This is a genomic window from Bifidobacterium sp. 2450 (genome assembly GCF_041900695.1).
Lineage (GTDB): Bacteria > Actinomycetota > Actinomycetes > Actinomycetales > Bifidobacteriaceae > Bifidobacterium > Bifidobacterium longum.
The window spans coordinates 1-12113 of sequence record NZ_JBHEEA010000013.1 but is presented as its reverse complement, the minus strand read 5'-3'; the positions used below and the strand labels follow the sequence as shown (position 1 = coordinate 12113).

The window sequence follows — 12113 nt, the reverse complement described above, 5'->3', positions numbered from 1 at the left end:
TTTACACCTTTCAGCAAGGTTCTCACGCACGCCATTATCCGTTCCAATTCGGCAGGTCGGCAAACTTGGACTAGGCTGGGAATCATGGAACTCCATGTTTTGAATCATCCGCTGGTCGAGCACAAGCTCACCGTGCTGCGCGACAAGAACACCCCCTCCTCCACCTTCCGCGAGCTCGTCTCCGAACTCGTGATGCTTGAGGCCTACGAGGCCACCCGCAACCTGTCCGTGGTGGCCGCGCCGATCGAGACGCCGGTCGCCCCGATGACCGGCAAGAAGCTCGCCTCCCCGCGCCCGATCATCGTGCCGGTGCTGCGCGCTGGCTTGGGCATGCTCGACGGCATGACCCGCCTGATTCCGACTGCTGAAGTCGGCTTCCTGGGCATGAAGCGCGACGAGGAGCACCCCACCCAGCAGGTGACGTACGCGAACCGTCTGCCCGAGGACCTGTCCGGCCGCCAGTGCTTCCTCATCGACCCGATGCTCGCCACCGGCGGCACGCTGGTCGCCGCCACGCACTACTTGGCCGAGCGCGGTGCCAAGGACGTGACCGCGATCAACATCATCGCGGCCCCCGAAGGCATCAAGTACGTCGAGGAGCACATCGACCCGTCCATCGACTTCAAGGTCGTGGTGTGCGCGGTCGACGAACGTCTTAACGACAAGTGCTACATCGTGCCGGGACTCGGCGACGCCGGTGACCGTCTCTATGGTGTAATTGACTGATTTTCCTGGCTCCCCTCCCTGAGGGGAGCCAATGTGATGGGCTTTTTATGCAAATCGACATTATTGCGCCGGGGCGCGTGAAGGAACGTTACCTTCGCGACGCCATTGACGAGTATTCCAAGCGACTTTCGCGCTACTGCAAGCTCAACATCATTGAAGTGGCAGATGAGAAAACGCCTGACCATGCCTCCGAAGGCGTTGACCGACAGATCAAGGCCAAAGAAGGCGAACGCATCGCCAAGCATCTGAAGGACGGCGCGTTTGTTATTGCCCTTGCCATCAATGGCAAGCAGCTGTCCAGTGAAGAATTGGCCGCCAAAATCAACGACCTTGGATTGCGTGGCACCAGCCATATTCAGCTGGTCATCGGCGGTTCAATCGGCCTTGACGACGCGATTCTGCGTCGTGCTGATTTTCTGCTGAGTTTCTCGAAGATGACGTTCCCGCATCAGCTTATGCGCGTGATTCTGCTGGAGCAGATCTATCGCGCTTATAAAATCAACGCTGGCGAGCCGTATCACAAGTAAAACGCCATACCTCATGGGGCGGGAAATCCCCCATGGGGCGGCAATTGCCCCATGAGGCGGCAAAATCCTCATGGGGCGGTATGCCAAAATGGCTTAATTCCGCGGTTTCACATATTCTTCAAACCGCCTCATGGGCAAGTTACCGCCCGATGAGCCTGTAACCGCCCCATGGGCACATCAATAACGCCCTCAACCTCACACTGCGTTGGGGACGAACGCTTCGAAGATGTGGCGGTCGAAGTAGGGGGCGCACTGGGCGAGTTCATCGCTGCTGCGCACGGTCCATGAAACCGGCATCGCACCCATCGAACGAGCGAGCTTGACTTGCGGCGAAGCGCCACCGGTCCAGTCATAAGCCACGAAATCAGGACGAGACAGCCAGTCGAGCGCCAGTAAGCCGGCGGCCCATTCAGCCGCACCATTCTTGCTCAGCTTCGCCGGCCAGCTCAGCTGACCGCGGCACACCTCAGGGTGATGCTCCTTGTACCAATTCACCGCGCCCGGGTGGAAGGATTCGATCACGTACGGACCGTCATACGCCTCAAGCAAGGCGTGGCCCTTTTCCATGAGCTCTTCGCTACGCTCATCCCAAGCCCTGTTGTTGCTGAACTTGTATTCCACAATCAGCGGAGCCCGGCCGGCCACCACGTCCAGCACATCGGAGAACAGCGGCACATGCTGGTAGTACCCCTTCGGCGCGGCGGACGGCGTGACCACCAGCGGCGGGTTCGCGTCGGCACCCGGCAGCGGGGCGGCCTTCAAATCGCCTGACTTGCCGTTCGGGAAGAGCGGAATACGGGTGAGTTCGTCGTAAGTCAGGTCTTCGATGCGGCGCGGATCGCCGGCCACGCGCAACAAATCAGCGTCATGGACCACGACCACTTGGTCGTCGAGCGTAAACTGCACGTCAAGTTCGATGCCATAGCCAGCCTCGCAAGCGGCGGCGAATGCGGCCAGCGAGTTTTCAGGAGCAATCGGACCGGTCATATCCGCACTGCCGTAGCCGGCCTTGACAGCCATGCGACGGGCAAGCGACACATAATCATCGTTTTCGGCGATGGATCGCTCAGTGGTATCGGCTTGGGCGCTAACCGGATTATCCCCACCATAATCAGCGATATCGGTATAGCCGACCAAACCAGAACCCGCATCATGCAAGCCACGGTGGGCATACCATACCTCCGGAATGGAGGGCACGAAATTACGACGCTTGTCATTGAACGTGCGCGGGGCCACGGCCCACACGGCAGCACCGGCGGCGGCCACGCCTGCCAGCGCCACGTTTCTCCAGAGCTTCGACGACATTGGAATCCTTCCTGTTGGGCTGCCTCTAGCCTAACGCTTCTGCCAGCCATTGTGGAGTGGTTGGATCATCCGGTCTCAGTGCGCGATCCGGGTGGTTGGCGCGCAGTGGCTCCCAGCTGAAATCTGTCAGCAGATCGGCGGGTTTGCAAGGAATTGGAGTGGGTTGCAGACGCAGCAGCCAGGCGCAGTATCCGATGATCTGTTCAGGGGTCACGCCACGGGCGCGCAAGGCTCCCATATCTAGCGAACGTTCGCGCTTGGCTAAACGCCGGCCGGCCGCATTGTCGATAAGCGGCAGGTGCGCATACTCGGGGTGCTCGGCGAGAGGCTTTTCCGTGTTGCCGCATTCCGGCTCAAAGCCACCAGCCAACAGACACTGGCGAATCCACATTTGCAGCGCGGTGGAGCGCAGCAGATCACGGCCGCGCACGATATCGTCAACACCCATATCGAGGTCATCCACGACCACGACCAGTTGATAGCCGAACAGTCCATCGGCTCGGCGAATCACGGAATCGCCTACCTCGCGGGCCAAATCGTAGTGCTGTGGACTATAGACACGGTCGTTAAAGCATGCGACACCATCAACGATTCCGGCATCGCCCTGCTGTTCCGGCGGCACGGCTCCCGACAGCGCAGCGGAATCGTCAGGCACTGTACGTTGCTTTTCTCCCACTGCCGGTTTCGGCATGGCGATACGGATGGAATGCTGGTCGCCGCGAGACAGACGGGCACGGACCTCGTCGGGATGGTCGTGCAGCAGGCGGCGGCATGTGCCGGGGTACACCATAAAGCCGTCGCCCTCGTTGGGGGCCGAGGCGGCGCGAATGTCGGCACGCGAGCAGAAACAGGGGTACAGCACACCTTGCGAGCGCAGGCATTCGAGAGCGTATTCATATCGTTCAGTGCGCTGGGATTGGAACATCGGTTCGCCATCCCAGTCGAGGCCGAGCCAATGCAGGTCATCCATCATGAGCTGGTCCGCACCGGCGACCACACGCGGCTTGTCCACGTCCTCGATACGCATCAGCATGCGGTCGCCACGCGAGCGGGCCGAAAGCCATGCACCCAACATGGCGTACACGTTGCCGATATGCATGCGCCCCGACGGCGTCGGCGCGAATCGTCCAGTCACTGGCCCTCCTCGTATGAAGTTCAGCACCATGGTAGCGAAAAGGCCCTCCTCCTCAGAGGAGAGCCAATATAGTGAAGCTCGCCAGCCCGGACTCCCCCTCAGTCAGCTTCGCTGACAGCTTCGCTCAGAGAGGGGAGCCAGTGATTGTCACTTATCTTCGGTGACGTTGTCCACGCTCACGTCCGGATCGTCGGAGACGATCTGGTCGCTCGCCCAAGCGGAGAGCTCCAGATGTTCGCCGCCGGTCTGGTCGACGAGCACGGTGTCGCCATCGTGAACCCTGCCGGCCAGCAGCATACGGGCCAGCTGGTCGCCGACTTCGGTCTGTACCAGGCGGCGCAGCGGACGAGCGCCATAGGCCGGGTCGTAACCGGTGTTGGCCAGCCATTCGCGAGCCGAGTCGGTGACGTCCAGCGTGATGCGGCGATCGGTCAGACGCTGAGCCACGCCAGCCACCTGGATATCCACGATGCCGCCAAGCTCCTCACGCGTGAGTGGGTGGAACATGACGATGTCGTCCAGACGGTTCAGGAACTCCGGCTTGAAGTTCATGTGGACAGCATCCATCACGGCCTTCTTCTTGGCGTCGGCGTCCATGTCCTCGTTCACGAGGAACTGCGAGCCGAGGTTAGAGGTCATAATCAGAATCGTGTTCTTGAAGTCCACGGTCCTGCCCTGGCCATCGGTCAGGCGACCATCGTCAAGCACCTGCAGCAGCACGTCGAAGATCTCCGGGTTGGCCTTCTCGACCTCGTCGAACAGCACTACGGAGTACGGGCGACGGCGCACGGCCTCGGTCAGCTGGCCGCCCTGCTCGTAGCCCACGTAGCCCGGCGCCGCGCCAATCAGGCGCGAGACTGAAGCCTTCTCCATGTATTCGGACATGTCGATGCGGATCATGGCCTTCTCGTCGTCGAACAGGAAGTCGGCGAGCGCCTTGGCCAGCTCGGTCTTGCCCACACCGGTGGGGCCGAGGAACAGGAACGATCCGGTCGGACGGTTCGGGTCGGAGATGCCGGCACGCGAACGGCGCACCGCGTCGGACACGGCGGCGATGGCTTCCTTCTGGCCGATCACACGCTTACCGAGGTAGTCCTCCATGTGCAGCAGCTTCTCGTTTTCGCCCTGCATCAGGCGGCCGACGGGAATGCCAGTCCAGTCGGAGACGATCTCAGCCACCGAGTCGGCATCCACGCGGTCCGGAACCATCGGCTCATCGGCCGGGTTGGCCGCGCCGGCATCAGCAGATTCAGCATCCGCGCTCTCCGCGGCGGCAAGCTCCTTCTGAATGGACGGAATCTCGCCGTACAGAATCTTCGAGGCCTCGGCCAAGTTACCCTCACGAGTGAACTTGTCAGCCTGCACGCGCAGGTCGTCGAGCTTGGCACGCAGGTCGCCGACCTTGTTGTGGCCGGCCTGCTCCGCATCCCAACGCGCCTTGAGACCGCTGAGCTTCTCACGGGTGTCCGCGAGTTCGGCTTGCAGCTTGCCCAGACGCTCCTTGGACGCGGGGTCCTCGGCCTTCTTGAGCTGCATCTCCTCCATCTCAAGACGGGTCACCTTGCGCTGCAGCTCATCGATCTCCTCAGGCGAGGAGTCGAGCTCCATACGCAGGTGGGCGGCGGCCTCATCAACCAGATCGATGGCCTTGTCCGGCAGCTGACGACCCGAAATGTAACGGTTCGAGAGGGTCGCGGCGGCAACCAACGCGTCATCGCCGATCGTCACCTTATGGTGCGCCTCGTAACGCTGCTTCAGACCACGTAGGATGGCGATGGTGTCTTCCACGCTCGGCTCGCCCACGAACACCTGCTGGAACCTGCGCTCCAGCGCCGGATCCTTTTCGATGTTCTCGCGGTACTCGTCCAGCGTGGTCGCGCCGATCAGGCGCAGCTCGCCACGGGCCAGCATGGGCTTGAGCATATTGCCGGCGTCCATCGAGCCTTCGGCCGCACCCGCGCCGACGATGGTATGAATCTCGTCGATGAAGGTGATGATCTGACCATCCGCGTTCTTGATTTCATTGAGCACGCTCTTTAGGCGCTCCTCGAACTCGCCACGGTACTTTGAGCCGGCCACCATGGAGCCCAGGTCAAGGGAGATGAGCTTCTTGCCTTGCAGGGTGGTGGGCACGTCGCCCGCCACGATACGCTGGGCCAGGCCTTCCACGACGGCGGTCTTGCCGACGCCGGGCTCGCCAATCAGCACCGGGTTGTTCTTGGTACGACGGGAGAGAATCTGAATCACGCGGCGGATTTCCTGGTCACGGCCGATGACCGGGTCCAGCTTGCCTTCCTTGGCGGCGGCCGTCAGGTCGGTGGAGTACTTCTCCAGGGCCTTGTACGAGCCTTCCGCGTCCGGGCTGGTGACCTTCGCGCCGCCACGCACGCCGGGTACGGCCTTGCGCAGGGAGGCTGCGGTGACGCCGTTCTTCTCCAAGATTTCGGCCGACTGGTTCGGCTTGCTGGCCGCGATGCCGATAAGCAGGTGCTCGGTGGAGACGTATTCGTCGCCCATCTGCTGCATTTCCTTTTCGGCCTGGGCGATGACAGCGGTCAACTGGCGGCTGGCCTGTGGCTGCGAGGTGCTGGATCCGGACGCGCTCGGCAGCGCGACCAAAGCGTTGCGCACCGCCGCGCCGATGGCCTGCGGGTCCCCGCCCGCGGCCTCAATCAGAGAGCGCGCCACGCCGTTTTCCTGGCGCAGCAGCGCATCCATGACGTGCAGAGTCTCGACCTGCGCGTTTCCTGCGGCGGACGCACTCTGAATCGCGTCGCCGACGGCTTCTTGGGCCATAGTGGTGAACTTCTGTTCCATATCGTATTCCTCCATATCATGCGGTCTGCGCAGTGCGGCTCGCAGGCTTCGAAAGCTCTGCGAGCATTGCGGCAAACCGCAGCTTGTCGTTGTCTGATATGGTCAACCGACCTGGAACCCATTCTATTCCCAAAACTTGAGTGCATGTGACTCAAGTTTTGGATTTTGGTGGGGAGGGTGAACAGTAGCTCCCTCTGATGAGGGAGCTCACCGCTACTTCAGCGCGCCGACGGCGGATTCGGCGGCGGCGAGGACTTCGCCGGAGAGAATCGCCTCGGCCACGCCCTCAATCTGCGGGGTGGTCCAGGTGTCGCGCACGTCGGGACCGATTTCGTTGGCATACTGGCGCACCACGCGGTATACGGCGGCACCGGCCGCACCCGGACGGTACGGCTTGCGGAAGTCGAAGGAGCGGCAGGAGCACAGCAGTTCCACGGCCAGCACGCGCGCGAAGGCCGGAATCGACCGGCGCAGCTTGCGGGCGGCGGCCCAGCCCATCGACACGTGATCTTCCTGCATGGCGGAGCTTGGAATCGAATCGACCGAGGCGGGCACGGCGTTACGCTTCATTTCGGAGACGATGCCGGCGGCGGTGTACTGGGCGATCATGAAACCGGAGTCCACGCCCGGGTCACCAGCCAGGAACGCCGGCAGACCGCGGTTGCGCGCCACGTCGAGGAAGCGGTCGGTACGACGCTCGGAGATAGAGGCTATGTCGGCGGTCGGAATCGCCAGGAAATCGAGCACATAGGCCAGCGGCGCGCCATGGAAGTTGCCGTTGGACTCCACACGGCCGTCCAGCGTGACGCACGGGTTATCGATGGCGGAGGCGAGTTCCACGCCCGCCACGGAGGCCGCGTATTCCACGGTGTCGCGGGCGGCGCCGTGCACCTGCGGGGTGCAGCGCAGCGAGTAGGCGTCCTGCACACGCACGGTGGAGCCCGGACGGCCGGCCTCAATCAGACCAGAGCCCTTGAGCATGCGGGCGATGTTCGCGGCGGAATCGCCTTGGCCGCGATGCGGGCGCAGCGCCTGCAAGTCGGCGGCGAATACGCGGTCGTTGCCGAGCATGCCTTCCACGCTCATCGCGGCGGCGACATCCGCGGTCTTGAGTAGCAGGCGCAGATCGGTGATGGCCATACACAACATGCCGAGCATGCCGTCGGTGCCGTTGACCAGCGCCAGTCCTTCCTTCTCTTTCAAATCGACGGGCGTGATGCCGGCCGCACGCAGCGCTTCGCCGCCGCCGATCTTGAGGCCGTCAGCGTTGCGGGCCTCGCCTTCACCCATCGCCACCAAAGCACAGGCTGCGAGCGGCGCCAAATCACCGGAGCATCCGAGTGAACCGTATTCGTAGACCACCGGGGTGATGCCGGCGTTCAACATATCGGCGTAGACCTGCGCGGTTTCCGGGCGCACACCGGTGCGTCCGGTGCACAGGGTGCTCAGGCGCAGCACCAGCAGGCCGCGCACCACCTCGCGCTCCACTTCCGGCCCAGCACCGGCGGCATGCGAGCGGATCAGACTTTTCTGCAGCTGCGCGCGCTGTTCCTTGGGGATGGAAGTGGAGGCGAGCGCGCCGAATCCGGTGGAGATACCGTAATGCGGCACGGTGTTGTCGGCCAAATGATCGATAACCGCGCGACTCAGCGCCATCTCATGCTTCGATTCGTCCGAAATCGCCACTTTGGCACCGCCGCGCGCTACGGCGATAACGTCCTCGATGCTCAGCGCTCCAACACCTACGGTGACCGTCTGCTCTGCCATGCTCATACCTTTCTATATATGTGCCGCATTCCGCATTCTGCATATACGGCATATACGGCATATACTTCGCCGGGGATCCGCGACTGCCCGCATTCGCTCACCGCACCTGCCCACCAACAGCAGGCGACGCAAACGCGACCAATCGCTCCCCGAGTAATCAAACCTTGGCCATTTCACCTCAGTCGGATGCCCGCCATAAGCCACTTCGTCCATCTTGTGTCTGAAATCTCAGACATGTAAGGTGATGGAAATATGAGCCATGCCTCGCAGCAATACGCCTTCACCGAGCCACGTACCGTCAAGCGGGCGCAGGTGAAGCCATCAGAACGGGAACATCAGACATCATCATCCGCGCCATGTGTCTCGCTGGCTCCGGCGGCCGACCGTACGCTCGACATCCTCGAGTTCATCGCGAGCAATGGGCAGACGCAAGCCGCCACGCTCGCTCGCGAACTCGGCATTCCGCGCTCCACGGTGTACCAATTGTTGGAGATTTTGGAGCGTCACGGACTGGTCACCCGCCTTGCCGAGCAGCGCGCGTACGGCATCGGACTCAAGACTTTCGAGCTGGGATCGGCCTATTCTCGCCAACATCGTGTATCGCAGGTCGCGCATCCGGTGTTGGCGCGTCTTGTTGACGAGACCGGCGAAAACGGACATCTGGCCGTGCTGCACGGCAACGAAATCATTTATGTGATTGAGGAGCGCGCCGCGCATCGCCCGCCGCTAGTGTCAGGCGTGGGCGTACGCCTGCCCAGCCATCTGACCGCCACCGGGCGGGCCATTCTGGCCGCACTCCCCCGCAATCAGGTCCGCGCGCTATATCCCAATCGTCAGGCGTTCACCGACCGCACCGGCATCGGCCCCAAATCGCCCAAGGAGCTGGAGGCAACGCTCGCCGAAACCCGGCGCATCGGTTTTGCCGAGGAACACGGCGACGTGACGCCCGGCTTTGATTCATACGCCGTCGCCGTGCGCGACTACAACGACTTTCCCATCGCCGGGCTGGCTCTCACTTTCGTGAGCGGATCGCTGCGCCCCGAACAGGAGCGGTCGCTTAAGACCAAGCTGCGGCTTGCCGGCACGGAACTGTCCCGGCGTCTCGGCGCGGTCGGCAGTTTGACATGAGGATTCGCGAGATCATCGTGTTGGGCTCCTTCGCCCCAATCACGATCTTCTCAACTAAGTTCACCGATTCGCTGACCGGCAACGCCAAGCTCGCCGGCTTCTCGCTGACAGTGACGGCCATCATCAGCTTGGTGGTGACGACCGTGCTGCATGCGGTATTGCCGGGAGCGTAGGGGGAATTACGGGTCCAGACACGAGGGGAGCCAAAAAGAGCAATACTTCTATGTGATATCAATCACTGACTAAGCTGCATCACCGACTATGGTTAATCATCATGAGACCAGTTCGCCCTACAATTCAAGTTCTGTTGAGCATGATTGACAATCATCTCTTCAACTCAGAGAACCCTCAACAACTCATTGAACAGAACATGCGGACGGAAGCAGCAACGCCGTTCGAAGGTCTTGATTTCACCGCATTCGACGTCACACTGCTCAATATGGCTCGTCAGGCTTTCGCTGGTGACAAAATCGCTGCCACCAAGCATTCGGAATTTAGCGCTGTGGCAAAGCGCCCAGTCTATGAAATAAGGAACAAGCAAACCGGCTGGCGAGGCATCGTCATTCTTGACCAATATGGCGACCCGTGGATGGTCTATTGCGGATCGCATGGGGATTTCCATTCAGGCAATTGCAAATCAATCATTAAGGCTTCCAACGCCGGCAACTATATGCCCAGCGAAGAAGATTATCTGGTTCGGAAACGAGAAGAAGAACGTCAGCATTTTCTGGATTTCGAGCGACGAGTCGTTCAGGAGATGCTTAACAAAATTCGTGCAGGAATTTATGCGGGCCAAACAACTTCCCAGTCCGAAGCCCTCTCAGCGCTGGATATCCCCTATCAGATTTCAGGAGCCCTCGCAAAGGCCAGTATTCAGATTCAGCAAGATGACGATGACGACTCAGCAACTGTCAATCAATTCGTTGAATTGACCCTTGATTTTCCGGTCGAGGAACAGGACAACAGTTCTCCATACGCCCGACTTCACCGCATCCTCTTGAGATGCTTTAACGCCATCTGCCAGCCCAAAGACCCCAATCAGCCAGCAGAAACGTCGTTGAAAACATACAGCGGCGGTCAGCAAAGACGCGCAACTATGTCAGCATTCGTGCTGCTGGAACCAGACGACATCAAGCGCATCACAAGCCCGAACTTCCTCGATGATTCCGAATCGTTATACAAGACGATAGGCGACACCGAGCCAGAATCTATGCTACATCGCGTACCCAAAGAGACTCTGCCCGACGCATATGTTGAAGGCACCCTCATCCGTTCTCTGTGCGGGAAATGGTTCGTGCCAACCAGAGATGAATACTCAGGACTTCCTGTATGCCCCGATTGCCAAGACATACTGGAAGTCAAGGAGTATCTGAGACGCAATTACACGCCTGAGCAATAGTCATGACTTGACGCATACCGGGTAAATCGCACAGACAATAGATTCACTACGATTCGTCTGAGACAATCCTCACTCTGCAGGAGAAACTGCGGCACTACTCGCTTTGATCGCTTCACGGCGATGCTCTGCAACTAAATCACGCATACGATTTCGACTTGTCTCAGACACCGGAGCGACTTCGTCAACCGCATCGGCAATATCCTTTGCCCGAGAATTGATTGCGTGGGCGTATTCCTTACGTCCCGCATCACGATTAACCATGTACGTCCGCAAAGCAAGTACCGTAATCCGATGATGACTGCCCACCATATGAGATTCGAGCAGTCCTGACTTCAGCAAACGAGTCACATAGGGCCGACTCACGCCAAGAATCTCAGCAGCTTGAGCAGGGGATAATTCTTCGTCCTTGCGAACCACCAGTACATTATCGTCAATAATGCCATCCAAAATTGCAGCGAGTACAGAGCCTTTTTGCACCAGCTCTCGGCACGCCTTCGCCTGATCCAAATCGCGTTCTGTAAGCTGTTCACGTTCTATTACTGCAGTCATAATGCACATACCTCATTTCATAACTGAAATAAGTGTAACATATAGCTTGGTTCAACACTTAGATTTCGCGAAAAATCATCTGTACATTAGACAGATGCATATATAGATGAAATATATGAGAGGCTTCTGCTGTTTTCGTGGGTTAGATTGCGGGTTGTGGCAGTCGTATGTCGGGTCCGCCGCATCGGAGCATGACCAGGGCGATGAGGTTGGTGACGTGGTGGAGGCCGTAGGCCATGCGGATGGTGACCTTGATCCTGTTGTCGGACGCCTCGAGCCTGGCGTTGGAGTATCCCAGCCGGATCGTGCGCAGGATGTCGGGCCGGCGCCGCCGGATCTTCTTGGCGAGTTCGACGATCTCGGGTATGCGCGAGTGGGACGCCCGGAACACCCAACGGTTCAGTTCCGTCGTGGCTTGGCCGATCGGGTGCTTGAGCAGGGTGCGCAGGAGTTCCTTGAGCTGCCATGCGCGGTAGAGCTGGCCCTTGGGGTCCGTGTCCCGCAGGCTTTCGAACGCCTCCTCCTGTCTGCCGGTCAGGTCGCCGGGGTTCTTCAGGACGGCGTATTTGACGCCGCGCATGCGCTTCATGGTCTTCTCGTCCCCGTCGCGCCTCGCCTGGTTCCACAGGCGTTTCCTGACCTTGTCGAGCGCGTCGGTCATCCAGGAGACGATGTGGAACCCGTCCAATACGCGTTCGGCGTTCGGGCAGCGCTCGGCGACGCACGGGTCGATCCAGCGGGCCCCGTCGCCGGTGACGAC

General features: G+C 60.3%; 11 protein-coding genes. 5 read left to right on the top strand and 6 right to left on the bottom strand.

All coding sequences use genetic code 11. The features are described from left to right. Positions 1-84 precede the first annotated feature (84 nt). Both upp and rlmH read left to right on the top strand, forming a co-directional pair. Positions 85-726: a uracil phosphoribosyltransferase gene (gene upp / locus ACEUKI_RS08120; protein ID WP_007053093.1), complete on the top strand. Its 642-nt coding sequence runs from the start codon at positions 85-87 to the stop codon at positions 724-726. 47 nt (positions 727-773) lie between these two features. After that, positions 774-1253, top strand: coding sequence for a 23S rRNA (pseudouridine(1915)-N(3))-methyltransferase RlmH (gene rlmH, locus ACEUKI_RS08115; RefSeq protein ID WP_003829688.1), 480 nt, complete (start codon positions 774-776; stop codon positions 1251-1253). Positions 1254-1448: 195 nt separating this feature from the next. Here the strand turns inward: rlmH and ACEUKI_RS08110 are convergent, their stop codons facing one another. From ACEUKI_RS08110 to hutH, 4 genes are all read right to left on the bottom strand, one after another. Continuing rightward, entirely contained in the window at positions 1449-2558 is a 1110-nt protein-coding gene (locus ACEUKI_RS08110; protein ID WP_144169331.1) for a glycerophosphodiester phosphodiesterase family protein, read from the bottom strand. A 25-nt stretch (positions 2559-2583) separates the two neighbouring features. Next, positions 2584-3693 (bottom strand): glutamyl-Q tRNA(Asp) synthetase, encoded by a 1110-nt coding sequence (locus ACEUKI_RS08105; protein WP_181896206.1) that lies wholly within the window; start codon positions 3691-3693, stop codon positions 2584-2586. 147 nt (positions 3694-3840) lie between these two features. Next, on the bottom strand, positions 3841-6510 hold the full coding sequence (gene clpB, locus ACEUKI_RS08100) for an ATP-dependent chaperone ClpB (RefSeq protein ID WP_374156696.1): 2670 nt from the start codon (positions 6508-6510) through the stop codon (positions 3841-3843). A gap of 213 nt (positions 6511-6723) precedes the next feature. Then, entirely contained in the window at positions 6724-8277 is a 1554-nt protein-coding gene (gene hutH / locus ACEUKI_RS08095; protein WP_374156695.1) for a histidine ammonia-lyase, read from the bottom strand. A gap of 252 nt (positions 8278-8529) precedes the next feature. Here hutH and ACEUKI_RS08090 point away from each other — a divergent pair, with 252 nt between their 5' ends. The 3 genes from ACEUKI_RS08090 (at position 8530) to ACEUKI_RS08080 (ending at position 10804) form a co-directional block, all read left to right on the top strand. Next, positions 8530-9405, top strand: a complete 876-nt coding sequence (locus tag ACEUKI_RS08090) for an IclR family transcriptional regulator (RefSeq protein ID WP_374156694.1) — start codon at positions 8530-8532, stop codon at positions 9403-9405. Next, complete coding sequence (locus tag ACEUKI_RS08085; protein ID WP_179133575.1) at positions 9402-9578, top strand: hypothetical protein; 177 nt, start codon at positions 9402-9404, stop codon at positions 9576-9578. The genes ACEUKI_RS08090 and ACEUKI_RS08085 overlap by 4 nt, the downstream gene beginning before the upstream one ends. Before the next feature lie 140 nt (positions 9579-9718). Next, complete coding sequence (locus ACEUKI_RS08080) at positions 9719-10804, top strand: DUF3039 domain-containing protein (RefSeq protein WP_374156711.1); 1086 nt, start codon at positions 9719-9721, stop codon at positions 10802-10804. Positions 10805-10873: 69 nt separating this feature from the next. Here ACEUKI_RS08080 and ACEUKI_RS08075 read toward each other — a convergent pair whose 3' ends face one another. Further along, positions 10874-11353 (bottom strand): helix-turn-helix domain-containing protein, encoded by a 480-nt coding sequence (locus tag ACEUKI_RS08075; RefSeq protein WP_179133573.1) that lies wholly within the window; start codon positions 11351-11353, stop codon positions 10874-10876. Between the two features lie 142 nt (positions 11354-11495). After that, positions 11496-12113 (bottom strand): transposase (locus ACEUKI_RS08070; RefSeq protein ID WP_374156693.1); only part of this gene is annotated, 618 nt, incomplete at its 5' end.